The organism is Acidocella sp. C78, from assembly GCF_907164655.1.
The window spans coordinates 1-23,756 of record NZ_CAJQZK010000017.1; the positions used below are offsets into that span (position 1 = coordinate 1).

24 protein-coding genes and 5 pseudogenes are annotated in these 23,756 nt (G+C 69.9%); 25 read left to right on the forward strand and 4 right to left on the reverse strand.

Going from position 1 to position 23,756, the window contains the following annotated elements:
- From ACIDOCELLA78_RS000000106905 to ACIDOCELLA78_RS000000106945, 9 genes are all read left to right on the forward strand, one after another.
- The coding region (locus ACIDOCELLA78_RS000000106905; RefSeq protein WP_307850912.1) for a hypothetical protein at window positions 1–316 on the forward strand (316 nt) is incomplete at its 5' end.
- A 151-nt stretch (window positions 317–467) separates the two neighbouring features.
- The gene (locus ACIDOCELLA78_RS000000106910; protein ID WP_249676016.1) at window positions 468–1,250 is read left to right on the forward strand and encodes a hypothetical protein; all 783 of its coding nucleotides are present in this window, start codon (window positions 468–470) and stop codon (window positions 1,248–1,250) included.
- A gap of 16 nt (window positions 1,251–1,266) precedes the next feature.
- A complete protein-coding gene (locus ACIDOCELLA78_RS000000106915) occupies window positions 1,267–1,953 on the forward strand; it encodes a hypothetical protein (protein ID WP_201728965.1) in 687 nt (228 codons plus the stop codon).
- Window positions 1,950–2,144: a hypothetical protein gene (locus ACIDOCELLA78_RS000000106920; protein WP_201728966.1), complete on the forward strand. Its 195-nt coding sequence runs from the start codon at window positions 1,950–1,952 to the stop codon at window positions 2,142–2,144. Before ACIDOCELLA78_RS000000106915 ends, ACIDOCELLA78_RS000000106920 begins: the two co-directional genes overlap by 4 nt.
- On the forward strand, window positions 2,137–3,117 hold the full coding sequence (locus tag ACIDOCELLA78_RS000000106925; protein ID WP_249676018.1) for a hypothetical protein: 981 nt from the start codon (window positions 2,137–2,139) through the stop codon (window positions 3,115–3,117). The genes ACIDOCELLA78_RS000000106920 and ACIDOCELLA78_RS000000106925 overlap by 8 nt, the downstream gene beginning before the upstream one ends.
- Window positions 3,114–3,662 carry a phage baseplate assembly protein V gene (locus ACIDOCELLA78_RS000000106930; protein ID WP_201728968.1) on the forward strand — a complete coding sequence of 183 codons (549 nt, stop codon included), beginning with the start codon at window positions 3,114–3,116 and terminating at the stop codon, window positions 3,660–3,662. The genes ACIDOCELLA78_RS000000106925 and ACIDOCELLA78_RS000000106930 overlap by 4 nt, the downstream gene beginning before the upstream one ends.
- 14 nt (window positions 3,663–3,676) lie before the next feature.
- On the forward strand, window positions 3,677–4,030 hold the full coding sequence (locus ACIDOCELLA78_RS000000106935; RefSeq protein WP_249676023.1) for a hypothetical protein: 354 nt from the start codon (window positions 3,677–3,679) through the stop codon (window positions 4,028–4,030).
- Window positions 4,031–4,048: 18 nt separating this feature from the next.
- Window positions 4,049–5,173, forward strand: coding sequence for a baseplate J/gp47 family protein (locus ACIDOCELLA78_RS000000106940; protein WP_201728970.1), 1,125 nt, complete (start codon window positions 4,049–4,051; stop codon window positions 5,171–5,173).
- A 3-nt stretch (window positions 5,174–5,176) separates the two neighbouring features.
- Complete coding sequence (locus ACIDOCELLA78_RS000000106945; RefSeq protein ID WP_201728971.1) at window positions 5,177–5,854, forward strand: hypothetical protein; 678 nt, start codon at window positions 5,177–5,179, stop codon at window positions 5,852–5,854.
- Window positions 5,855–5,962: 108 nt separating this feature from the next.
- On the opposite strand, the gene ACIDOCELLA78_RS000000106950 is transcribed toward ACIDOCELLA78_RS000000106945, so the two are convergent.
- Window positions 5,963–6,163, reverse strand: coding sequence for a hypothetical protein (locus ACIDOCELLA78_RS000000106950; RefSeq protein WP_249676027.1), 201 nt, complete (start codon window positions 6,161–6,163; stop codon window positions 5,963–5,965).
- Between the two features lie 559 nt (window positions 6,164–6,722).
- Between ACIDOCELLA78_RS000000106950 and ACIDOCELLA78_RS000000106955 the strand changes: the two are divergent.
- The 11 genes and pseudogenes from ACIDOCELLA78_RS000000106955 to ACIDOCELLA78_RS000000107005 all read left to right on the forward strand — a co-directional run.
- Window positions 6,723–6,992, forward strand: a pseudogene (locus ACIDOCELLA78_RS000000106955) (glycine-rich domain-containing protein); the annotation flags it as partial.
- Entirely contained in the window at window positions 6,977–7,198 is a 222-nt protein-coding gene (locus ACIDOCELLA78_RS000000106960; RefSeq protein WP_249676030.1) for a hypothetical protein, read from the forward strand. The pseudogene ACIDOCELLA78_RS000000106955 and the gene ACIDOCELLA78_RS000000106960, both read left to right, overlap by 16 nt.
- Before the next feature lie 14 nt (window positions 7,199–7,212).
- Entirely contained in the window at window positions 7,213–7,704 is a 492-nt protein-coding gene (locus ACIDOCELLA78_RS000000106965; protein ID WP_201728972.1) for a hypothetical protein, read from the forward strand.
- A 9-nt stretch (window positions 7,705–7,713) separates the two neighbouring features.
- Window positions 7,714–9,636 carry a right-handed parallel beta-helix repeat-containing protein gene (locus tag ACIDOCELLA78_RS000000106970; RefSeq protein ID WP_249676033.1) on the forward strand — a complete coding sequence of 641 codons (1,923 nt, stop codon included), beginning with the start codon at window positions 7,714–7,716 and terminating at the stop codon, window positions 9,634–9,636.
- Between the two features lie 32 nt (window positions 9,637–9,668).
- A complete protein-coding gene (locus ACIDOCELLA78_RS000000106975; RefSeq protein WP_201727480.1) occupies window positions 9,669–10,703 on the forward strand; it encodes an IS630 family transposase in 1,035 nt (344 codons plus the stop codon).
- Window positions 10,704–10,708: 5 nt separating this feature from the next.
- The gene (locus tag ACIDOCELLA78_RS000000106980) at window positions 10,709–11,362 is read left to right on the forward strand and encodes a hypothetical protein (protein WP_249676036.1); all 654 of its coding nucleotides are present in this window, start codon (window positions 10,709–10,711) and stop codon (window positions 11,360–11,362) included.
- A 27-nt stretch (window positions 11,363–11,389) separates the two neighbouring features.
- Window positions 11,390–13,273: a collagen-like protein gene (locus ACIDOCELLA78_RS000000106985; protein WP_201728973.1), complete on the forward strand. Its 1,884-nt coding sequence runs from the start codon at window positions 11,390–11,392 to the stop codon at window positions 13,271–13,273.
- A gap of 2 nt (window positions 13,274–13,275) precedes the next feature.
- On the forward strand, window positions 13,276–15,414 hold the full coding sequence (locus ACIDOCELLA78_RS000000106990; protein WP_201728974.1) for a hypothetical protein: 2,139 nt from the start codon (window positions 13,276–13,278) through the stop codon (window positions 15,412–15,414).
- A gap of 5 nt (window positions 15,415–15,419) precedes the next feature.
- Complete coding sequence (locus ACIDOCELLA78_RS000000106995; protein WP_201728975.1) at window positions 15,420–15,773, forward strand: hypothetical protein; 354 nt, start codon at window positions 15,420–15,422, stop codon at window positions 15,771–15,773.
- 12 nt (window positions 15,774–15,785) lie between these two features.
- Complete coding sequence (locus ACIDOCELLA78_RS000000107000; protein WP_201728976.1) at window positions 15,786–16,025, forward strand: hypothetical protein; 240 nt, start codon at window positions 15,786–15,788, stop codon at window positions 16,023–16,025.
- A complete protein-coding gene (locus ACIDOCELLA78_RS000000107005) occupies window positions 16,013–16,408 on the forward strand; it encodes a hypothetical protein (RefSeq protein WP_201728977.1) in 396 nt (131 codons plus the stop codon). The genes ACIDOCELLA78_RS000000107000 and ACIDOCELLA78_RS000000107005 overlap by 13 nt, the downstream gene beginning before the upstream one ends.
- Window positions 16,409–16,688: 280 nt before the next feature.
- On the opposite strand, the pseudogene ACIDOCELLA78_RS000000107010 reads toward ACIDOCELLA78_RS000000107005, so the two are convergent.
- The 3 genes and pseudogenes from ACIDOCELLA78_RS000000107010 to ACIDOCELLA78_RS000000107020 form a co-directional block, all read right to left on the reverse strand.
- Window positions 16,689–18,871: pseudogene (locus ACIDOCELLA78_RS000000107010) on the reverse strand (RNA degradosome polyphosphate kinase).
- Window positions 18,872–18,901: 30 nt separating this feature from the next.
- The gene (locus ACIDOCELLA78_RS000000107015; protein WP_249676039.1) at window positions 18,902–19,654 is read right to left on the reverse strand and encodes a DNA replication protein; all 753 of its coding nucleotides are present in this window, start codon (window positions 19,652–19,654) and stop codon (window positions 18,902–18,904) included.
- Complete coding sequence (locus tag ACIDOCELLA78_RS000000107020) at window positions 19,647–20,741, reverse strand: AI-2E family transporter (protein ID WP_201728978.1); 1,095 nt, start codon at window positions 20,739–20,741, stop codon at window positions 19,647–19,649. The genes ACIDOCELLA78_RS000000107015 and ACIDOCELLA78_RS000000107020 overlap by 8 nt, the downstream gene beginning before the upstream one ends.
- A 154-nt stretch (window positions 20,742–20,895) precedes the next feature.
- Between ACIDOCELLA78_RS000000107020 and purM the strand changes: the two are divergent.
- From purM to ACIDOCELLA78_RS000000107045, 5 genes and pseudogenes are all read left to right on the forward strand, one after another.
- A pseudogene (purM, locus tag ACIDOCELLA78_RS000000107025) lies at window positions 20,896–21,964 on the forward strand (phosphoribosylformylglycinamidine cyclo-ligase).
- A pseudogene (gene purN, locus ACIDOCELLA78_RS000000107030) lies at window positions 21,961–22,580 on the forward strand (phosphoribosylglycinamide formyltransferase). The pseudogenes purM and purN overlap by 4 nt, the downstream one beginning before the upstream one ends.
- Before the next feature lie 138 nt (window positions 22,581–22,718).
- Window positions 22,719–22,880, forward strand: a complete 162-nt coding sequence (locus ACIDOCELLA78_RS000000107035; protein WP_201728979.1) for a hypothetical protein — start codon at window positions 22,719–22,721, stop codon at window positions 22,878–22,880.
- Window positions 22,881–22,950: 70 nt separating this feature from the next.
- Window positions 22,951–23,136, forward strand: a complete 186-nt coding sequence (locus ACIDOCELLA78_RS000000107040) for a hypothetical protein (RefSeq protein ID WP_249676042.1) — start codon at window positions 22,951–22,953, stop codon at window positions 23,134–23,136.
- Window positions 23,109–23,639: pseudogene (locus ACIDOCELLA78_RS000000107045) on the forward strand (EamA family transporter); the annotation flags it as partial. The gene ACIDOCELLA78_RS000000107040 and the pseudogene ACIDOCELLA78_RS000000107045, both read left to right, overlap by 28 nt.
- Between the last annotated feature and the right edge of the window lie 117 nt (window positions 23,640–23,756).

A 23,756-nucleotide genomic window follows, 5' to 3' on the forward strand; every position in this document is an offset into this window, starting at 1 on the left:
GCAGGCGCGTATGAGCGGCGGCACGGTGGAGGACGCGCGCGGGCGGGTGCTCGCGCTGCGGCCGCTGACGATGCTCGACCGGCTGCGCCTGTTCAAGGCGCTCGGGCCGGAACTGTCGATGAACGACGCGTATCTCGGCGTCGCCTCGCTGGCGGCGTCGGTCAGCGCGATCGATGGCGTGCCGCTGCCGTTTCCGGCGAGCGAGGCGGCGGTGGAAAACGCCGTCGAGCGGCTGGGCGAGGCGGGCATCGAGGCGGCGGCGGCGGCATTGCAGCCGGAAGATGCCGACACGGTGAAGGTGCTCGCGGGAAACTGAGCCGGCACTCCGCGCTGATCGACTGTCTCTACCTGGTCGGGCGCGGGGTGCCGTTCGAGGTGGCCTTCACGCTCGGCGAGGCGGAGCGGATCGCCTTCGTCGTCGCGTGCGGGGAGCTGGACGGGCTGACATTCGACTGGAAGGCGATGGCGTGGGTGCAGGAGTGACATGGCGCGATGGCGCCGGGGCGCGGTTCGCCGGGCTTGTGCGTGGCGGGTTCGGGCGGATCGCGCCGCGGCGGCCGCGGACAGTGGCGCGGAGACTGCGGCGAGCGGTGACCTCCGCCCTGCATGAGGCGCGGGTGGTGTTGCCGAAAATCGGCCCTCGTGGCGGTGCGGCGTCGGCACGGCCTGGTGGATGGCAACATGCCGCGCGCCGTTCGACGGGCCGGATGCGGCTCGCGTGGCGTGTGTGGCGCGACGTGCCGTCGCGCGCCGTGGTGCGGGTGGTGCCCGTGACGGGGCGGCGTGTGGCGGATGGCTTCGCGCCGGAGATCCGGCGGGCGGGCGGGCATCTGCCCGCGCATCGGGCGCCGGCGGCGGGAGCCAGGTATGCGCCGGTGCGGGAGGCGCGGCCGAGCCGCACCGCTCTGCGGGCCGGTGATCCGGCGCTCGGGGCTTCGCGCCGGCGGATGGCTCCGTACGTGTCCTCACGTCGCTTCGGGCCAGGCGCCGGGAACGGCGGGCGTGCTTCGGCGGCATCGTGGGCGCGGCCGGTGGCGCCGATCGTGCCGGAGCGGGCGGTTCATGGGGGATCAGCTGCGGCTGCGGCGTCGGTGCGGCCGGAGGCGCGGTTCGCGGCGCCGGAGCGTATCGATCTTGGCCGCTGGCTCGGCGGATTGTTCGGCGACGAGGCGCGGCGGCCGCCTTCGGGCGTGACCGGATACGACACGCGCATGTCGCCTGTGTTCCCGGGCCGCAAGCCGGGATTCTGACAACGGGAGGCGGAAGATGGCGGCTATCATGGTGATGCTGGGCGGCGTCGCCTTCCGGGATTTCGAGGTGCCGCAGGCGATCGAGTTCGGTGGCAGCCAGAGGCTGGCGGTGCATGAGCTGGTCGGCGGCGGCCGCGTGATCGACACGCTTGGCGCGGCGGCGGGGAGCATCCGCTTCGGCGGCACGTTCTCCGGCCCTGATGCCGAGGCGCGGGCGCAATTGCTGGATGCGGCGCGGATGGCGGGGGCGATACTGCCGCTGGCCTGGAGCGGCTTCGCCTTCGAGGTGGTGATCGCGGATTTCGTCGCTGTTTACGAGAAACCCTGGTGGATTCCGTTCTCGATCGAACTGGTCGAGGCACAGAATCTGGTGACGGCGGTGCCGGACGCGCTGGCGCAGGCGGGGCTCGACCTCGTCAGCGCCGGCGGGCTGGCCGGGCTGGCGGGGCTTTCGCTCGGCTCGATGGCGGCGACGGCGCCCGCGAGCATCGCCGCGGCGCAGGGTGTTGTGGGTGGCGCGCTGAGGGCAGCAGAAAACGGGCTGGCGGCGGCGCATGGCGCGTTCGGCGCGAGCGCTGGCGCGTCCACGGCGACGCGGGCGCTGCAGGCGATGGGCACGGCGAGCCTGTCGCTCGCGGCGCTCGGCGGGGCCGCGGCCTATCTCGGCCGCGCCGCCGGCAATGCTTCATTGGGGGCGGCATGAGCGGGACGACGACGATCACGGTCGCGGGGGGGAATCTCTACGAGATCGCCGCGCGGCATCTGGGCGATGCGACGCAGTGGATCCGCATCGCGCAGCTCAACGATCTGTCCGATCCGGTGCTGGTCGGGCTGGTGACGCTGCTGCTGCCGCCGGTGGACCCGAATGCGGGCGGCGGGGTGCCGCGTGTCTGAGGCGGTGACGGTGCGGGCGATCGCGCCGTTCGCGAAGCTCGACGGAACCCTGCTGCCGGGGCTGGAGCGGCTGGAAATCCGCCAGCCGGGCTCGTTCGAGGCGGCGTGTTTCGCCCTCGAATTCGCGATCGGCGCGGTGCCGGGTGGTGCTGCCTGGTTCGCGGGATTGCAGGGCGGGGTGGTGACCGCCGGCACCGGCAGCGGGACGGCGCTGGTCACCGGGCAGATCGACAATGTCGCGATCCGGTTCGATCTCGGCGTCGCGACTTTGAGCGGGCGGGATCTGGCCGCGCGGCTGATCGACGCCGAGGTGGAGCAGACCTTTTCCAACCTGACCGCGAGCCAGGTGGCGACGGCGTTTGCAGGCCAGGCTGGGCTTGCCGCGAATGTGGACGCGACGACGACGCGGATCGGCCAGTATTACGAGCTGGCGCATGCGCAGACCGGGCTTGGCCTGCATTCGCGGCACGCGACGCGGTGGGACCTGCTGGCCGCACTCGCGATGCGCGAGCAGTTCAGCCTTTCGGTGACCGGGACGACGCTGAATTTCACGGCGCCGCCGGCGGGCGCGCCGATGCTGCTGACCTATGGGCGGGACCTGATGACGCTGGGCTGCGACCGCGCGCTGGCGCTGGCGGCGCCGAAAGTGACGGTGCGGAGCTGGAACCCGAAGAGCAAGGCGGCGTTCAGTTCGAGCGCTGGCGGTTCCGGCGGGACGACGCTGATCCGCCCGAACCTGACCCAGGGCGAGGCGGAGCGGGTTGCGGCGGCGGCGCAGGCGGCGCTGGCCGCGCAGGCGGTGCGGTTGCAGGCGAGCATGCCGGGCGAGACGTCGATGGCGCCGGGGACCGCGATCCTGCTCCAGGGCACGCAGACGGCCCTCGACGGCGCGTATGTGGTGCGCGGCGTGGAGCGGATCATCGACGGGCGGATCGGGTTTCTGCAGCATTTCGAGGCGATGCGGACGGCATGATGGAGCATTTCTGGAACGCGGTGAAAGGCCGGGCGGCGGCGCTCGACGGGCTTTCGGCGCAGGCGCGGTTCGCCGTGGTCGCGAGTTTCGATCCGGCCGCCTACGCGGCGCGGGTGACGTTGCAGCCGGAGGGCGTGCTCTCGGGCTGGCTGCCGGTGCTGGCGGGATGGGTCGGCGCCGGCTGGGGCATGGCGGCGCCGCTGTCGCCGGGCGATCAGGTTCTGGTGCTCGGCCAGGAGGGCGACGCCGAACAGGCGGTGGTGCTCGGTCGGTTGTGGTCCGACCGCGATCCGGCGCCGCAGGCGGCGGTGGGCGAGCTGTGGCTCGTGCATCAGAGCGGCTCGTTCCTGCGGCTGCGCAATGACGGGACGATCGCGATGAAGGCGACGACGGTTTCGATCGAGGGGGATCTGATGGTGAGCGGCGAGGTTTCGGACCGGAGCGGGACGCATGGCAGTCTCGATACGCTGCGGCAGGCCTATGACGGGCACACCCATCCCGATCCGCAGGGCGGCTCGACCGGCACGCCCTCGGCGGTGGTGTGATGGCGGATCTGGCGTTGACCTTTGGCGGCGATCTCGCATTCGGCAATTCCGGCGATCTCGCTCTGGCCGGGGCGGCGGCGCTGACCGAGCAGCGTGTGCTGCGGCGGCTGCTGACCAATCCGGGCGGGTATGTCTGGCAGCTTTCCTATGGCGCGGGGCTCGGCCAGTTCGTGGGCGCGGCGGGGGCGGCGGGTGCGGCCGGCGCGCTGGCGCGCGCGCAGATGCGCGGCGAGGCGCGGGTGGCGAGTGCGCCGCCGCCGCAGATTACGCTCAGCCAGGGCAATCCGGGCGGGCTGGCGATGACCATTGCCTATCAGGACGCCGCGACGGGACGGGCGCGCGTACTCGCGCTGCCGGGTTCCGTCTGATCATCACAGGGAATTCCGATGCAATTATCGCTGCAAAGCTTCACCGCCATGGTGGAGCAGATGGCGGCCGCCCTGCAGGGGGCGGCGAGCCAGGCGCTGGACCTGACCGTGGGGTCGGTCCTGCGGGCGCTGCTGGAGGCGAATGCCTCGCTCGGCCTCTGGCTGCAATGGATGATCGTGCAGGTGCTGCTGACCACGCGGCTTTCCACCAGCACCGGGGCCGACTGCGACAGTTTCGGCGCGGATTTCGGCTTTGCCCGGCTGCCGGCGGTGGCGGCGGCCGGCAGCGTGACCTTCGCGCGGTTCGCCCCTGTGCTGTCGGCCTTCGTGCCGGTCGGCGCGACGGCGATGACGGCCGATGGCAGCCAGAGTTTCGCGGTGACGGGCGACCCGGCGAACCCGGATTTTTCGGCGACGCAAGGCGGATACACGCTGGCGGCGGGTGTCGCCGCGATCGATCTGCCGGTGAGTGCCGTGGCGCCGGGGGCTGCGGGCAATGTGATGGCGGGGGCCATCTCGCTGCTGACCACGGCGATCGCCGGGATCGATACGGTGAGCAACGCGGCGCCGATGGGCGGCGGTGTGGATGCGGAGAGCGACGCCGCGTTCAAGGCGCGGTTCGGCAACTATCTCGCCAGCCTCTCGCGCGCGACGACCGGCGCGATCGAGGAGGCGGTGGCCGGGGTGCAGCAGGGGCTTTCGGTGACGGTCAGCGAGAATGTCGATCAGACCGGCGCGGTCAGCATGGGCAATTTCATCGTCACGGTGGATGACGGAACCGGCCATCCGCCGGCCGCGCTGCTGGCGACGCTGGGCCGGGCGGTGGATGCGGTGCGGCCGGTGGGCACGCGGTTCGCGGTGCAGGGGCCGAGCGTGGTGGCGGCGAACGTGTCGATGACGCTGGTGCTCGCGCCCGGCACGGTGCCGCAGACCGCGACCGCTGCGGTGACGGACGCGATCGCGGCTTATATCGGCGGGCTGTCGGTGGGTGCCGCGCTGCCTTATTCGAAACTGCTGCAGCTTGCCTATGACGCGTCCGACGCGGTGGTGAACGTGACCGACGCCGTGCTGAACGGCGGCACGGCCGATCTGGCGCCGCCCGCCTTCGGGGTGGTGCGGGCCGGCACGATCGGCGTGAGCTGAGCCATGAGCGGAGCGACCAATCCCCCCGGCGGCGCGGCCGACATGGCGGCGCGGCTGAAAATGGCGCTGCCGGCCGGCTGGTTCGCCGATGCGACACCGGTGCTCGACCTGGTTCTCGGTGGCCTCGGCGCGCTGTGGGCGGCGCTTTACGCGCTGATCGGGACCGTGCGGCGGCAGACCCGGATCGCGACCGCGACGGGGGCGATGCTGGACATCGCCGCGCGGGATTATCTGGGCGGGCGCCTCACGCGGCGGGCGGGCGAGACGGATGCCGCGTTTAGCGCGCGGCTCCGCGCCAATCTGCTGACGCCGAAGGCAACGCGGGCGGCGCTGGTGGCGGCCATTGCCGCCGAGACCGGGCGGGAGCCGATGATTTTCGAGCCGGCCAATACCGGCGATACCGGCGGCTATGGCGCCAGCACGCTCGGGTATGGCGTGCGTGGCGGCTATGGCAGCCTTGCTCTGCCCTATCAGTGCTTCGTGACGGCCTATCGTCCGCGCGTGGCCGGCAGCGGCGCCTCCGGCGGGTTCGGCTACGGGCCGGGCGGCTATTCGACCGCGCCGCTGGCCTGGAGCGATCTGGCGCAGGATGTGGGGCTGGCTACCGATGCCGACATCTACGCCACGATCGCCGATGTGTTGCCGGTGAACGCCATCGCCTGGACGCGGTTGCTGAACTGACCGGCCATCCCGCGCCTTTTCCTTCCTGCCGGACGGACGCCGCCCTGATGCGGCGGGCGCCGTCGCGCGGCCTCATGACAAGGACATCTTCATGGACAGGACCATCGTCTATCCCGGGGCGATCCCGCTGGATACGGACATTCTGAACCTCAACCGCAACGTGATGGTCGCGATCGGCGCGCTCAATGCCGCGATGCTCGGCGGCGGCATGGTCGCGGACGGGCTGGCCTGCACGCCAACCGTGCCGGCCTCGCTGACGGTGACGGTGGCGCCGGGATCGATCACCCAGCTCGGGCCGGTCGATGCCAACAGCTATGGCAGCCTGCCGCAGGATACCGGCCAGCAGACGGTGCGGATGGGCATCAATCTCGATCCGGTCACGTTCACCCTGGCGGCACCGCCTAGTTCCGGCCAGTCGGTGAATTATCTGATCGAGGCCACGTTTTCGGAGGCGGATGCTGACCCGGTGGTGCTGCCCTATGTGAACGCCGCCGATCCCTCGGTGCCGTATTCCGGGCCGGGCAATTCGGGCGGGGCGCAGAACACCCAGCGGCAGCAGCGGGTTCAGCTTCAGGTCAAGCCGGGTGCCGCGGCGGCGGCGGGAACCCAGGTGACGCCGCCGGTGGATGCGGGATGGGTGGGGCTTTATGTCGTCACCGTCAATTACGGGCAGACCGCGATTGCCGCGGGCGATATCGTCACGCTGCCGCAGGCGCCGTTCCTGCCGTTCAAGCTGCCGCAGCTGCGGCCGGGCTTCTCGCAGATGCAGGTGTTCGACAGCTCGGGCAATTTCGTCGTGCCGCCGGGCGTGACGCAGGCGAAGGTGACGGTGGTCGGCGGCGGCGGGGGGGCGGGATATCACGCCTCGATGCCGGGTGGTGGCGGTGGCGCCGGGGGGACGGCGATCGACATCGTCACCGGTCTCGCGCCGGGGCAAGTGATTCCGGTGACGGTGGGCGCGGGAGGTATCGCGCCGGGCGCGCCGGCCAATGGTGGCAGCGGCGGCACGTCGAGCTTTGGCGGTTACCTTTCGGCGACCGGCGGTGGCGGTGGCGAGGGTGGCACCGCGACACTCTTCGCCACCGCCGGCGGTGCGGGCGGCATCGGCTCGGGGCGCGGATCGTGCAGGGCGGGGCGATGGGCGGCGATGGCATCGTCGTTGCCGGGCGTGGCGGCGATGGCGGCGGGCCGGGCCGCGGGCGGGGCGCGAGCGGCCCTCTGCCGGGGCTGCCGGCGACTGGCTTTGGCGGCGGCGGCGGCGGCGGCGGCGCCTCGATCGGTGCTGCGCCCACCAGCAGCCCGGGCGGCGCGGGCGCGCCTGGCATTGTCATCGTCGAATACTGAGCGGAGCCCTCCAGATGAGCGCAACCATGACACCGGCCAGCCGGATCTGGCAGGCGGCCTCGGCACGGCTGATCGAGATCGAGGGGTTCATTCCGACACCGCGCGGGATCGCGCTGCTGCCGCCGCGACCGCTGGCCTGGCCGGAAAAGGATCCCGGCGACACGCTGGATTACACGTTCGACGTGGCGCCCGCGCTGGCGGGCAGCCCGGGGGACGCGATCGCCACCGTCTCGGCCAGCCTGAGCCCGGACAATCCGGGCGATCTCACCCTGGCCTCGACCGCGATCGACGGCACCAGGGCGGTGCTGTGGCTCGCCGGGGGGCAGCCGGGCACGACCTATACGGTGACGGTTTCCATCACCACGCTGGCCGGGCGGAACCTCGCCCGAAGCATCGCGCTGCCGGTGGTTGCGCTGGCATCGGTGCCAGCGCCGGCAAGCGCGCTCACCACGCCGGACGGCGCGCCGATCACCAGCCCGTTCGGCCAGCCCATCACCGCAACCTGAGGAGGCGGCATGCCCACCATCGGACAGCTACCGGCGGCGAATTCGGTTTCGGACAGCGACGAACTGCCGCTTTATCAGGCCGGACAGACCGTGGCGGCGACGCGCGCGCAGTTTCTCGCCGGCATGCAGCAGCTTATCACCCTGCCGCAGGGCACGCTGCTCGGCGGCGTCGGCCCCGGCGTGGCGGCGCCGGTGCCGGTCACGATCGGCGCCAACCTGTCGCTCAGCGGCACCACACTCACCGCCACCGCCGCGCCGTTCGAGATCGCGGCGCTGCCGGCGGGGAATGCTCCTGCCAGTGGCGATTCCGTGCCGCTCGGCCAGGGAGGCGCGAATGTCGCGCTGAGCTATGGCGCCTTCATGGGCGGGATATCATCCGTGCAGGGCGTGCGGGCGGACGGGTTCGAGGCGGTCGCGGCGGGCGCGAGCGCGGTGCGATCGGTCGCCGCACTGGCGGCCAACGCCGTCGCGATCGAGGATTTCGGCGCCAAGGGCGACGGGGTGACCGACGACGCGCCGGCGTTGCGCGCGGCACTCGCCGCGGGCAGCGCGGTCAGGTTCGGGCCGAAAACCTATCGGATCGACGGCGAGTGCGACATTGCCGGCGCCGCCGCGACGCTGATCGGCGTGCCGGGGCAGACGGTGCTGACGCGCGGCGCGCAGAGTGTTGCCGGCACATCGAGCCAGGCGGCGTGGATCAGCGTGAATGCTGCGACCTTCACCGCCGATGGCATCATCTTCGACGCCAATGCCGCGATCACGGCGCAGACCTGGGGCGTGGTGATCCAGGCAGGTTGCACGGCGTCGATCGTCACGCGCTCGCAGTTCCGCAATGCCAAGGGATCGATCTTTGGCTGGGGCCTCGCGATCGCGCCCAGCGATCCGGCGGTGACGCAGCATCACGTGCATGACTGCGAATTCACCGCCAACGCGGTGGACGGGCTCTGGATCGCGGCGACCGACGCGGTGGCGGTGACAAGCTGCCGGGCGCACGACAACGCCCGCAACGGCATCTATGTCGATAACCAGGACCCGACGCTGACGCTGAAGATTCGCGATGTGCAGGTGGTCGGCAACACGTGCTGGAACAACCAGACCGGCATCGTGGTCGGCAATTTCAACCAGACGAACCTTCAGCCGGGCACCTACGGCAATGCCAATCCCGACGTGCTCGGTGCGCTGGTCGCGCAGAACTGCGCCTTTGCCAACACCAGCTACGGCATCTCGATTTCGGGCCGGAACATCCTGGCGACCGGGAACCTGCTGGTCGATAACGGGCCGGCCGGCGGCGGGATGCTGGTAAATTCCGGCTATTGCCGCGTGGCCGACAACATGATCACCAATTCGGGCGGGTTCGGGATCGATGCGGGCGGGTCGGTCTATGTCGAGCTGTCCGGCAATTACTGCGATGGCCAGACCATCGGCATCGGTATCGGCGGCAGCCAGAACTGCACGGTGCGGGGCAATTTCATCCAGGACTGCACGACCGGAATCGAGGCGCTGAACGTCGAATCCGACGGGCGGGGAACCAATTTCGGCATCGCCTGCAACAATCTGGAGATTGCCGGAAACCGGATCAATTACGGCCCCGGCGGTTATGGCATCGTTCTGAAGGACGCGCCGCAGCTGGTCGTGGTGCGGGACAATATCGTCTCCTCCGGCACCGGGGGCGATCCGTTCAACGCGCTGCTGGCCTATACCGATTCGGTCGTGCTGCGGAACAACATCCTGAATTTCGCGGACGGTTTCGCGGTCAATCCCGTGGTATCGAACGGGTTGAACGCGCTGGTCTATCCCGATCTGGTGGACCGGCTGACGGTATCGCAAGGCACCGGCGAGGTGCAGTCGATCGTCAGCGCCACCGCGCAGCGGAGCGCGGGCACGATCAGCTATATTACTCACCAGTCGGTAATTAAGACGACATTTTGCTAGTCGTATGTTTGCGGGGATGATATAATTCTGGCATGAAACGGGACGGTCGCAGATTTGATCATCGCACCCTGGAAACCATCCGGCTGATGGCTGTAGAGCGGGTGCGCGAGGGCGAAGCGGCCTCTTTGGTGATTGCCTCATACGGGTTCAGCCGCACAACAATCTATAAATGGCTCAGCGCGGCATCGAAGCCTGGGGTCGGGGTGAAAGCCTTGCGGTCACGGCCGGCAACCGGCCGGCCGCGGCGTCTGACGCCGCGCCAGGAGCAGCAGGTGTTGCGTTGGATCAATGGCCGCGATCCGCGCCAATACGGCCTGGATTTCGGGCTGTGGACCCGGCACGTTGTGGCCGAACTGATCGAGCGCAAGTTTGGTATCAAACTCGGTGTGACGGCTGTGGGCGAACTGCTGTCGAAACTGGGCCTGACGCCGCAAAAGCCGTTGCAGCGTGCCTATCAGCGCGATCCGGAGGCGATCGAGGCATGGCGACGTGAGCGGTTTCCTGAAATCGCCAGGCAGGCCAAGTCCTGTGGCGGCGAGGTCTTTTTCTGGGACGAGTCCGGCTTTCGGGCCGACGCCGTGCATGGCAAGACCTGGGGCGTGAAGGGACAGACGCCGATCGTCGAGCGTCCGGGCCAACGGCAATCGATCAGCGCCGCCTCGGCGGTGACAGCCCGCGGCGGGTTCTGGTATTGCACTTATGAAGGCGGCCTGAATGCTGAGTTGTTCGTAGCGCTGCTACGCCGGATGATGCGGCACCGCACGAGGCCGGTGCACCTGGTCCTCGACGGGCTGCCTGCCCACAAAACAGCGCTGGTGAAAGCCTACGTGGCGTCGACCAATGGAATGCTGACGTTGCATTTTCTGCCAGGCTACGCCCCTGACCTGAACCCAGATGAACTGGTCTGGAGCCACATGAAGCGGACGGGCGTCGCCCGGACTCCGCTACGCCAAGGCGAAAAGCTTCAGGACAAAATCGAAGCCCAACTCGCCGCCATCAAGCGCAAACCACGTCTCGTGCAATCATTCTTCAAAGCACCAACTGTCGCCTATATTACCGACTGCTGAGTAAGGTGACCAGCGGCGGAGCGAACTACACCACCGCCACCGTCTCGATCAGTGGGACGGGCAGCGGGGCGGCGGCGGGCGCCTGGATCGCCAACGGCGCCGTCATCGGGGTGTATATCACCGCGGCCGGCAGCGGCTATGGCGCGGGCACGCAGGTGAACATCAGCGGCGACGGCACCGGGGCGACGGCGAGCGTGCAGGTCGGGCTGCCGGTGCTCGAGAGCCGGCGGCTGGAGATCGAATGTCTTGCGCCGGTGCGTTTCGCTTCCGCCGGCAGCGTGCCGGCGCAGGAAAACTGGACCGGTGCGCCGCTGACCGTGCCGGCCGGCGCGACAATCGAGTGGCGGGGGCATGCCGGGGCCTGGCAGGCGGCGCGGTTCATCCAGTCGGACTATCTGGCGCCGTCCGCCGATGGCAGCGTCACGCTCGGCAGCCAGGCTGGGGATGTGCGGCTCGGGCCGGCGACGGGTGGCGCGGTCCGGCTGATCTCGCCGACCGAGCCGACCGGGTGCGTGGCGCTGATCGGGCGGGGCTCGCCGCTCGGTGCGGTGACCGCGCCGCCCGGATCGAGCTATCGCAACCTCGACGGCGGCGCCGGGGCAACCTTCTGGATCAAGCAGACCGCGACCGACGCGACCGGCTGGACCGCGATCGCCTGAGGCAGCGCGAGAGGACATTCCCGAACCATGACGACGATACCGCAACTGCCCACCGCCGCGAGCGTGGGGCCGACCGACCTGTTGGCGCTGTCGCAGAACGGCATGCTCTATGCCGCGAGCGTCGCCCAGGTGACCGCCGGGCTACAGCGGGAGATCAGCCTGCCGACCGGCGATCTGCTCGGGCGCAACAGCGCCGGGGCGGGAACGCCGGAGGCGGTGACGCCGGGGACCGGGCTTGCGCTCGGCGCCGGCACGCTTGCGGCCACGGGGGCCGATCATCTCGGCTTTCCGCTGCTCGGCGCGCTTTCGACGACCGACGAGGTGGTGGTCAATGCCCAGGGCGCGCCGGGCCGGCTTCCGGTTGCGGCCCTGCGCGGCCTGTTTTCAGCGGGGACCGGCCTTGCGATCGATGCCAACGGCACGCTGAGCGTCACGGCCAGCGCGATCGCGGGGGCGACCGGGCCTGCGGGTCCTGCCGGCCCTGCCGGTCCTGCGGGGCCGGCGGGGCCTGCCGGTTCCGGGCTGAGCGCGCCGGGGGCTGCGAATTCGGCCAGCACGATCGGCGGCGCCGACTTCGTCGCGATCTGGCAGAATGGCGCCAATGCCTGGATATCCTACGAAAAGCTGGTGGGCGGGCAGACGATCGACCAGCTGCCCGCGGCGGGGCCGGCGGCGGATTCCGACCTGTTGCTGGTCGCGCAGGGCGGCAACGCGCTGGCGAGCCAGAGCTTCGCGGCGATCTGGACCTATGTGGCGCAGAAAATTCCGACCATGCGGCGGCAGGTCGTCGAGCTGAACAGCAACACGGTGCTTGACGCGACGACGCATAACCAGCGGATTCTGGTGGTCAGCCAGCCGATCACCCTGACGGCGAATTTCACCAATATGGGCAGCGGGTTTACCTGCCGGGTGATCAACCTCGCCGCCGGGCCGGTGACGATGGGCACCGGCATCAGCTCCGGCACCGGGGTGACCGCGCTGCCGCCCGGCACCGGGGCGGAGCTGACGGCGCTGACCTATTCCGGCGGATCGCTGGTCTGGTGGGATGGGGTCGCGTTGCCGGCGCCGACCATCACGGTGAACGCGCCCGGCAGCCTGACGGCCAACACCGTGTTCACGCTGAGTGGCGCCCTGTTCGATGAGGCCCCGACCGCGCTGGACTATTCGACGGACGGGGTGACGTGGACCGCTGCGGCATCGCCGATGATCGGGGCCGGGTCGTATTCCTTTCAGGTCCCGGGATTGCCAGCGGGCAGCTACACGATCTCGGTGCGCGATCATAACGCGACCGGCGTGGTTGGCCGGAGCGCGCCGTTCAGCGTGGCGACGGCGGCGGTCGCGCTCGCGGCGGTGCCGGCCAGCGCGGTGGCGGGTGGCACGATCGCGGTCAGTGGCACCGTGGCCCCGGCCGGCGCCGCGGTGCAGGTCGGGCTTTCGGCGAGCGCGGCCACGCCGCCGGCAAGCTTTATCGCCGCGACGGTGAGCGGCGGCACCTGGTCGGCCACGCTGCCGGCGGGCAGCGCGGCGGGAACGGTCTATCTATGGGCCGAGCAGACGGCGGACGCAGCCGTGAAGGCGGTGTCCGGCGCGATCGCGGTGATGGCCGCGGCGCCTGTCGTGACGTACACGATCAACCAGCCCGCGGCCGTTTCGGTCGCCGCCGGATCGGGCACGCTGGCGCTGAATGGCGGCGTCAGCCCGGCGCAGGCGATCGCGACCCAGGTGGCGTTCTCGACCTCGAACGCCGCGCCGCCTGCGAGCGGCTGGCAGGCGGCCTCGATCATCGACAACAACGCACTCTGGGCGGTCTATGCGACGGTCCCGGCGACGCCGGGGGCCTATTACGTGTGGGTCGAGACCGCGACGGGGCAGGCGGCTTCGGTGTCCGGCTTCACGATCACGGTGACCTGAGCATGAACCTGATTTCGGTACGCCCGGCGGCGCCGCTGCGCGACGGGACGGGACGGCTGTTCGCCCGCGCCCAGACAGCGGGTTCGGTGCCGGTGGGGAGCGCCTTCGCCGGGCCGACGCCGGCCGCGATTGCCGGTTTGGCGGGCTGGTGGGATGCCGGCGCGCTCGGCGCCGTTCTCGATGCCAATGGCAATCCGCTTGGCGCCTGGAACGCCCCGGCGGCGGCGCTGGCCGACAAGTCCGGCAATGGACGGACCCTGCTGCCCTTTCACATCGCGGCGGATACCGCGCCGGCGGCGATGATGGCGGTGCCGCGGGTCAACGGGTTTCTCGGTGCGGCGGGCAGTCCGGACCCGGCCATCGCGCAGTACGGACCGACGCTCGATCCGGATTGGGGGCTGACGCTCGCGGGGTTCGACCTCGGCAGCGACACGGCCTGGACGCTCTATCTCGTCTGGACCCGGCCGAACTGGCGGCAGGGCACGATCCAGGTCGACAATGCGCCGATCCCGCTGATCCATGCGATGGCGACGGGAACGACGATCATCGAGGCCGGCGGGCCGGGCGGCGGCGGGCTGACGCTGTTTCCCGGCACCGCCGCGAGTCGCGGCATCACCACGACGATCGAACGGCGGCATACCCATGCGCTGATCCTGCGCAACACGCCGGGGGCCGGTGTGGATGTGTGGCTCGACGGCACACAGGTGGCCAGCGCTGCCGCGAATCCATTGCCGGCGGCGGCGGCGGGCAACGTGCTGCTGTTCCACGACAATACGGTGCAGGGCTCGGCGCAGTGCTGGTTTCACGAGGCGGCGTGCTGGACCCGGGCGCTGGATGCGGCGGAGATCGTGACGCTGCTGGCCGCGCAGGGGCGGTGGGTGCTGGGCGCGCGGCGGGGCGTCAACCTGCTGGTCATGGGCCAGTCGAACGCCGAGTGGTTCGTGCAGGCTGGCGGCGCGCTGGCGCTGGCGCAGGGCGTGGCCTGGTATCTGGGAGCGGCCGCCTGGGCGGCGACGTCGCTGCCGGCGGGGAATGTCGTCAGCCCGGCGCGGTATTCGATGATTGCGGGGCATCCCGTGTCGAACTCCTCGCCGCCGCTGTTCCCGCCGGGTGCGGGCAACGGCACGTTCCTGACCAATCCCGGCGACGGGTCCTCACCCGCGACCTGGGCGCCGGGGCCGGACGGGCAGGCGCTCGCGGCCTATCTGACCGGCGCGCAGGCGCTGGTCTCGGCGGTGGACGAGGCGGATATCGCCTTCCTGCTCTGGCCGTGGAGCGAGCAGGACAGCACGATGCCTTACGCGAACAAGACGCTCTACAAGGAGAGCGTCAGCCGGCTCGCAGCGCTGACGCGGCAGATTCTGGGGCGGAGTGTTGCCTCGCTGCCGCTGCTGCTCTGGAGCGCCATTCCCTACGAGACCGATCAGGGGGTGCAGATGGTGCGCGAGAGCGTGCTCGATCTGTCGCTCGACCCGACCGGGAACGCCGTGATCTTCGCCGCGCAGACGGCGGATTCCAACCCGCTGAACGCGGCCTGGAACCCGGCGACCGGCCTTTTTTCCGGTGGCGATCCGCAGCATCGGGACCAGCCGGACCTGCTGCGCTATGGCCGGATCGGCGCGCATGCGGCGGCGCGGGCGGCGCTGGCGCTGGGGCTTTCGGACACCATTCCGGCATCTGCCGTGCCGGCGAGCGGGTTGCCGGTGGCGGGCGGGCCGGCGATCGCACATGCGTATCAGGCGGCGCCGGATCAGATCGTCCTGACCATCCGGCACGATGCCGGCACCGATCTGAAGATCAATCTGCAGGCGGCGAACGGCGCGGGGTTCGCGGTGATGGATGGCGGCACAGTGGCAAATCCGGGTCCGATGATCCCGGCCATCGCCGCCACGCGCGTGGATGCGACGCATGTCGCGGTGACGTTGCAGCGCGCGCCGGTGAACCCGGCAGCGTCGTGCCTGCTCTATTATCCCTATGGCAGTACGCAGATCGGCCGGGGCGATGCGGTGACCGACAATCTCGCCAGCCTCGCGCCGCCGGCCGGATGGTCGATGGCGGCGGATCTGGGGGAGGCTTTCGCCATCGACATGCCGCTGCAGGCGACCGCCTACGGCGTTCCGCTTTCGACCGCGCCCGGGTGAGCGCCATGGCGGAAGACACGATTGCCTTCTTGCGGGACGCGCTCGGGGATCTGCGTTCGGATGTCGGCATGCTCCAGGCCGAGATCGCCTCCGCCCGGCGTGAAATCGCCGCGATCGAGGCGCGGCATCTGGCGCTCGAGGCCTGGCGCAACCGCTTCGAGCTGCAGGTGGCCGGCACGCAGGAGCGCTTCATCGACAAATCGGACGAGCTGGTGGAGGCCTTCGCGCAGTTCCGCTCGGAACTGGCGCAGTTCCGCGGCGAACAATCGGGCAGCCATCGGGTGATCATGGTGGTGATCGGCGTGATTTCGGCGGTGATCGGCAGCGTCGCCGATCACTGGTTGCGTTTCATCGGCTGAAAGGACATTCGGATGCGACGTTTTCTGCTGGAGATCGTCTCGGACGCCGCGGGGCGATCCGACGGGATGGCCCTGCTCTCGGTGCTGGGCGTGCTCAGCTACATTTTTCTCGGTGTGTTCGCCGTGGTGGTGCGCGGCCAGCCTTTCGAACCCGATGCCTATGGCATGGGCCTCGGGTCGGCGATCGCTGCCGGTGCCTTCGGGATGGGACTGAAGGCCAGGCTCGCCGGAGGTGCGCGATGCCAGCCGTGATGCTGTCGGTGCTCGGGCGGTTCGCGCCGTGGATTCTGGGCGGCCTGCTCGTGGCGGGGCTGCTGCTCTATGGCTGGCATCTGGAGGTCGCGCTGCGCGCCGCGCGGATCGCGGTGCGGGACGGGCAGGGCACGATCGCACGGCTGATGGCGACGAATGCGGAAAACCGCGCCGAACTCGCCCGCTTGCGCGCCGACGAGGCGGCCTGGCAGACCGCGCTGACGACGGCGGCAGCGGCGGATGCGCGGGGCGTCGCGCTTTCGCAGCGGATTCTGACGAGCGTGGCCGCCGCGCCGCCGAAACAGGATGGTCCCGTGGCCCCGGTGCTGGATGGCGCGCTCTCGCAACTCGGGGCGGCGCAGGGCGCGGGGGCGAAGCCATGATCCGGGGTGGGTTCATCCTCGTGGCGTCCATGCTGCTGGCCGGATGCGCGGCCCCGCCGCCGCGGGTCGTTACCCGCATCAGGGTCGTGACGCCGCTGGTGCCGCCCTCCCTGCTCTCATGCCCGCCGGCGCCTTCTGTGCCGGTGGCGCGGCGCCAGTCGACGGTTGCAACCTATGTCGCGGAATTATGGGAAGCGGGCGAGATCTGCCGCAATCATCTGGCGGCGGTGGCCGGCGTTCTGCGCCGGCCGGGTGCCTTGTCGGCGCCAGCGCCGCGCCATCAGTCGTTGGTCAGGAAGGTCTTGCGATAGCGGATCTGGTCGCGCTGCTGCTGGGTGAGCGGGCCGCGCAGCGCCGAGCCCCGGCCGGACAGCGAGGGGTTGGTCATGAAATAGTCGTGCGCGGAGACCGGCGCCTCGCCCGGCGTCACCCGCGACCAGGCGCCATCGGGGCCGAGCGCCCATGAATCGACGTCGTCGCGCAGATCGACGGCCATGATCTGGTCGAGCACCTGGGCGTGGACCGTGGGATTGTGGATCGGCACGAAGGTTTCCACCCGCCAGTCCATGTTGCGGGCCATCCAGTCGGCGCTGGAGATGAAGACCTTGTTCTCGCGGTCGGGCATTCGCGCGCCGTTGGCGAAGACGGCGATGCGGGCGTGTTCGAGGAAGCGGCCGATGATCGACTTGACGCGGATGTTCTCCGACAGTCCGGGCACGCCGGGGCGGAGGCAGCAGATGCCGCGCACCACGCAGGAGACCGGCACGCCGGCGGCGGACGCGCGGTAGAGATGGTCGATCAGCCGTTCGTCGACCAGCGAGTTCAGCTTGAGCCAGATGCCCGACGGGCGGCCGGCGCGCGCCGCCTCGATCTCGGCGTCGATCAGCGCGCCGATGGCGCGGCGGGTGGTGATCGGGCTGTAGACCAGCTGGTCCATCTGTTCGGGCCGGGCATAGCCGGTCATGTAGTTGAACAGGCGGGCGGCGTCGCGCGTCAGTTGCTGGTCGCAGGTGAAGAAGGACAGGTCTGTGTAGATGCGCGCGGTGATCGGGTGGTAGTTGCCGGTGCCGAAATGCGCGTAGGACCGCATGGCGCTGCCCTCGCGCCGGACCACGAGCGAGAGCTTGGCGTGCGTCTTCAGCCCGAGGAAGCCATAGACGACCTGAACGCCGGCGGCTTCCAGCGTGCGGGCGAGGCGGATATTGGCCTCCTCGTCGAAACGGGCGCGCAGTTCCACCATCGCGGTGACGCTCTTGCCCGATTCGGCGGCTTCGATCAGCGCGCCGACGATCGGGGAATCGCGGCTGGTGCGGTACAGCGTCTGCTTGATGGCGACCACGTTCGGGTCGGAGGCGGCCTGGCGGAGGAACTGCACCACCACGTCGAAACTCTCGAACGGGTGGTGGACGATGATGTCCTTGTTGCGGATCGCGGCGAAACAGTCGCCGCCGAAATCGCGGATGCGCTCGGGGAAGCGCGGCGTGTAGGCGGGAAACAGCAGCTCGGGCCGGTCGTCGACGATCATTTCCTTGAGATCGACGAGGCCGAGCATGCCGGATTCGATAAAGAAATGGTTTTCCGGCGCTTCCACCTCGTCGATGACGAGGCTGCGCAGATCGTCCGGCATGTTGGCGGCCAGGGTCAGTTCGATCGCGGCACCGCGGCGGCGGCGCTTCAGCGCGGTTTCGTAGGACTGGACCAGATCCTCCGCCTCTTCCTCGAACTCGACATCGGTATCGCGGCAGACGCGGAACAGGCCGGAGCCGGCGAGGCGGAAGCCGTGAAACAGGCGGTCGAGAAAGAGGATCACCAGATCCTCGAGCTTGATGAAGCGGATCGTGGCCGGCGAGGGTCGGGCAGGCGGATGAAGCGCCGGATCTGCGCGGGCAGCGGGATGAGTGCGCGCATCACGCCTGAATCGTCCTGGCGGATCAGCTTGAGCGCAAGCACGAGTCCCATGTTCTGCACGAAGGGGAACGGGTGCGCGGGGTCGATCGCGAGCGGGGTGAGGACGGGGAAGACCCGCTCCATGAAATGCTGGTCGAGAAAGGCGCGGTCGGCCTCGTTCAGCTCGTGCGGGGCGATCACGGTCAGGCCGGCGCCGGCAAGCTCGGCGAGAACGCTGCCAAGAACGCGCTGCTGGGTTTCCATCAGGGTCCTGGCGCAGCGGTTGATTTCGGCGAGCTGTTGGGTGGGCGTCAGCCCGTCCGATGACCGCAGGGCGACTCCGGCGCGGGCCTGGCCGATCAGCCCGGCGACGCGGACGGAGTAGAATTCGTCGAGATTGGAGGCGCTGATCGAGACGAAGCGCAAGCGTTCGAGCAACGGGTAGCGCGGGTTGTCGGCGGCGGCGACGACCCGGGCGTTGAAGGCCAGCCATGACAGTTCGCGGTTGATGAAGCGCGACGTTCCATCGGCCAGGGTCGGCTCAACGGCGATCTCGGGCAGGGTTTCCTCGTCCATGCCGGCACATTGCCATGAAAGCCCTGACAGCTAAAGCAAAGATGTGATGGCGGCGGCCGGCGGGTCGGGCATGCGGGCGGCGGGGTCGGTCTGCGCCGCGCCTTCGTCCGGGTCGGCGAGTTCGTCGACCAGCCGTTCGGCGAGCCGGCGCGACGGGGCCGTGCCGAGAGCAAGAGCATAGCGGTCGAGCCGGGCGATGGCCTCGCGCAGCACGGCGGGACGCCGCGGCAGGTGGTTCAGCAGGAACTGGTGCAGCGCGGGCGACAGGTTCATCTGCCGTGCCGCGGCGAGGCGGTGCAACAGCGCATCGAGCAGGGCCGGTTCGGCCGGCTCGATGCGGATGGTCAGGCTGGCGCGCAAACGGCTTGCAAGATCCGGTGGCTCGATCGGCAGGCGCGCGGGCGGCGTGCGGCAGGTCATCAGCACCGGCACGGCGGCCTGGGTGGCGCGTTCGAGTGTCGCGAACAGGGCGAGCGGCGCCGCCGCGGCGTCGATATCCTCGATCACCAGCGGCGCTTCCCCTGGGCTGGCGGGCGCGCGCAGGCGCGCGGCGTCGAGCCGGATCGCGCCGGTGCGGGCGGCCCAGAGCCAGACGAGGTGGGATTTGCCGCCGCCCGCCTCGCCCCAGATGACAAGACGGCGGTTCACCCAGTTCTCCGGCGCGGCGAGGGCGGCGCGCGCCCGCGCGTTCGATGGCGCGTCAACGAAATCGGCCGCGGCGAAGCGCTCCGGTTCGTCGAACGGCAGCGCCATCTGCCGCGGCTCGTACCCCTCGTTACGCACCGTGCCGGGGCGGATCGAGATAGAGCGGGCTCTGCAGGTAGTGGCGCAGCCAGAACCGCGCGAGCACGCCAAGGGTTGCGGTGACGGGGACGGCGAGCAGAACGCCCAGGAAGCCGAAGGTTTCGGCGCCGGCGAACAGGGCGAAGATCACCCACACCGAGGACAGGCCGAGCCGGTCGCCGAGGAAGCGCGGGGCCACCACATAGTCGTTGAGCAACTGGCCGACGACGAAGATGCCGCCGACGATCAGCACGTGGTCGAGCCCGCTGAACTGGCCGAGCGCGAGCACGATGGAGGAGACCGCGCCGACGATCGTGCCGACATAGGGAATGAAGGAGAGCAGTCCGGCGGTCAGGCCGACCACGAGGCCGAGATTGAGGCCGGCGATCGTCAGGGTGAGCGCGTAGAACACGCCGAGAAACAGGCAGCATATCGCCTGGCCGCGCAGCCAGGCATTCAGGATCCGGCTGATCTCGCGCGCGAGGTTGCGGATGACGCTTTCATACGAGCGGGGCAGCCAGGAATCGAGCCGCCCCATCACCAGCGGCCAGTCGCGCAGGAAATAGAAGGCGACGATCGGCGTGATCACCAGGAGCGTGAGAATGTTGAACAGCGCGAAGCCGGTGCCGAGCACCTGCCGCGCCGCCGAGCCCGCGAAATTCACGATCGCGCCGGCCTCGTTGCTGACCAGCGATTGCAGCTTGTTCGAGACGAAGCCGGAGCCGAAGCGAGCCTGGATCAGGCTGATCTGGTGGGTGGTGAATTGCTGGAGCCCCGCGATCATGCCGGGCAGCTGCTGGGCGAGCAGGCTGATCTGGGCGGAAATCAGCGGATAGAGCAGCAGCGCGCAGAGGCCGACGCCGGCAATCATCGCCAGCAGCATGATGATCGCGCCGAGCGAGCGCGGCAGGCCGAGCCGGTTCAGGGCGGAGACCGCCGGATCGAGGAAATAGGCAATGCCGGCGGCGGCCACGAAGGGCAGCAGGATCGCCGAGAACAGCCGCAGGAACAGGACGACGAGGACGATCCCCGCCACGATCCAGCCGAAGCGCTGCCAGCGGAAGCCGGCCTGGGGTTCGCCGGTCATGAGCGATGGCGGCCGGCTGTGTTGCCTTGAGGCGCGCGCTGTGGTGATAACCGCGCCAACGCGATGGCCGGGAATGTCCCGGCGGGCGGGCGGGTGCCGCTGAGCAGTGTGGCCGAAGCTTTCATGAACCGAGATTAGCGCATCGGAGGCGGGCATGACCAGCAAGGACGGGTCGAACGGCGAAACCTATCGCGCCGCCGGGGTGGACATCGAGGCCGGCGATGCCCTGGTCGAGGCGATCAAGCCGCTGGCGAAGGCCACCGCGCGGGCGGGCGTGCTCGGCGGCATCGGCGGGTTCGGCGCCTTGTTCGATCCGCGCGCGGCGGGGTTCGCCGACCCGATCCTGGTCGCGACGACCGACGGGGTGGGGACCAAGCTCCGGCTGGCGATCGATACCGGCATTCACGACACCGTCGGCATCGACCTCGTGGCGATGTGCGTCAACGACCTTGTGGTGCAGGGGCGGAGCCGCTGTTCTTTCTCGATTATTTCGCGACCGGGCGGCTCGACCCCGCGATTGCGGCGCGCGTCATCGCCGGCATCGCCGAGGGCTGCCGGCAGGTCGGCTGCGCGCTGACCGGGGCGAGACGGCGGAAATGCCCGGCATGTATGGCGCGGGGGATTATGACCTGGCCGGCTTCGCGGTCGGCGCGGCGGAGCGCGGGCGCCTGCTGCCCGAGGGGGTGTCGCCCGGCGACATCCTGCTCGGCCTGCCCAGCACCGGCGTGCACTCGAACGGGTTTTCGCTGGTCCGCCGGATCATCGACGCTGGCGGGATCGGGCTCGACATGCCCGCCCCCTTCGCGCCGGAACAGACGCTCGGCGCGGCGCTGATGGCGCCGACGGCGCTTTATGTCCGGCCGGTGCTGGCGCTGGCGCGGGCGGGGCTGTTGCGCGCCGCCGCCCACATCACCGGCGGCGGTCTGCAGGGCAATCTGCCGCGGGTGCTGCCCGAGGGCACCGCGGCCATGATCGACAGGGCGTGGCCGGTGCCGCCGGTGTTCGCCTGGCTGGCGCGGACCGGCAATGTGGCGCCGGAGGAAATGCTGCGGGTGTTCAATTGCGGCATCGGCATGGTGCTGGTGGTCCGCCCGGCGGATGAGGCGGCGGCGCTCGACCTGCTCGCCGGCGCGGGGGTCGTCGCGCACCATCTTGGCCGGATCACGGCCGGTGACGGCGCGCCGGCGGTCACGATCGGGCCGGCGGACACGCTGTTCGCATGAAGCGCCGCGTCGGCATCCTGATCTCGGGCCGTGGCTCGAACATGGAGGCGCTGATCGGTGCGGCGGCCGCGGCGGATTATCCCGCCGAAATCGCCATCGTGCTGTCGAACCGGGCGGCGGCGCCCGGGCTCGCGGCCGCACGGCGCGCCGGCATTCCGGCCACCGCGATTCCCGGGCGGGAGTTCGGTGCCGATCGTGCGGCGCACGAGGCGGCGATCGATGCCGCGCTCCGCGAGGCCGGATGCGAGCTGGTCTGCCTTGCCGGCTACATGCGGCTGTTGACGCCGTTTCTCGTCGGGCGCTGGGCGGGCGGATGCTGAACATCCATCCCTCGCTGCTGCCCGCCTTTCCCGGGCTCGATACCCATGCCCGGGCGCTGGAAGCCGGTGTGCGGCTGCATGGCTGCACGGTGCATCTGGTGACCGAGACGATGGACGAGGGGCCGATCCTCGCGCAGGCGGCCGTGCCCGTGCTGCCCGGTGACACCGAGGCCGCGCTGGCCGCCCGGGTGCTTGCCCAGGAACATGTTCTCTATCCGATGGCGCTGCGCGATCTCATCCGCGGTACGGCGGTTCCGGCCGACCCGGCGGCCAGGCTTTTCAACCCTTGCGTTTGATGTCGGGACGTTATAGCAACTTCCAAGGTCACAAGGATGTGTAGCGTCGTCAAGGGCGCGTCACGTTCCGTGTGACCGGACAGGACTTCGAATGGTCACGCAAGGTGGCGACGGCAAGAAAGGTTCAAGGCAGGAATGATGGCTGACACGGAACACCCGAACAAGCTGCGAATCAGTCTGGAGCAGCTTGAGGAGTCCAGCCAGACGGGCTGGAACAGTTTCTCGCGGTTCATCACCGTCACCACGATCTGCGTGGTCGTCACGGTTCTGCTGATCGCCGCGTTCACCGTCTGGAGCTGACGACCCGCCGAGGCGGCCGGCTTCCCCTGGCGCGTCCGCCCGTGCCGTCATCTGTCTGACAGGTTCGGTCGTGAGTGAATCGCCAGTTCTGAGTCCGCGCCATGCGCTGCTGGCCCTCGCCGTCGTTGCGGTGTGGGGAACGAATTTCGTCGTGATCCGCCTTGCGCTGGATCAGTTCCCGCCTTTCTTCTCGCCGGGCTTCGCTTCGCCCTGGCGGCCGTGCCGGGCGTGTTCTTTCTGCCCCGGCCGCGGGTGAAGTGGCCCAACCTCGCGGCCTACGGGCTGCTGATCGGCGCCGGACAATTCGGCCTGCTGTTCTTTGCGATGGATGGGCGGATTTCCCCCGGCCTGGCCTCGCTGATGATCCAGACCCAGGTCTTTTTCACGATTTTCCTCTCGATGGCGCGGGTCGGCGAACGGCTGCGGGGATTCCAGGTTGTTGCCTGCCTCCTCGCCGTGGCGGGCATCGGCGTCATCATGCTGCACCTGCATGGCGGTACCACGACCCTGTTCGGCCTGCTGCTCGTCCTGCTCGCCGCCTCCTCATGGGCCGTGGGCAATATCGTCGCCCGCGAGAGCGGCGCTCGCAACGCCCTGGCCTATGTGGTCTGGTCGAGCCTGTTCGCCGCGCCGCCGCTGCTTCTGGTCGCGCTGCTGCGCCAGGGGCCGGCCGTGCTGCTGCACGCGATAACCCACGCCACGCCCGCCGGATGGGTCGCGGTGATCTGGCAGTCGGTCGGCAATAGCTGGTTCGGCTATGGCAGCTGGGCGTTTCTGCTGGCGCGCTATCCCTCCGCCACGGTCAGCCCGATGGCGCTGCTGTGCCGTCTTCGGCATGGCGGCGTCCGTCGTCTGGCTTGGCGAGCCGATGCCGGG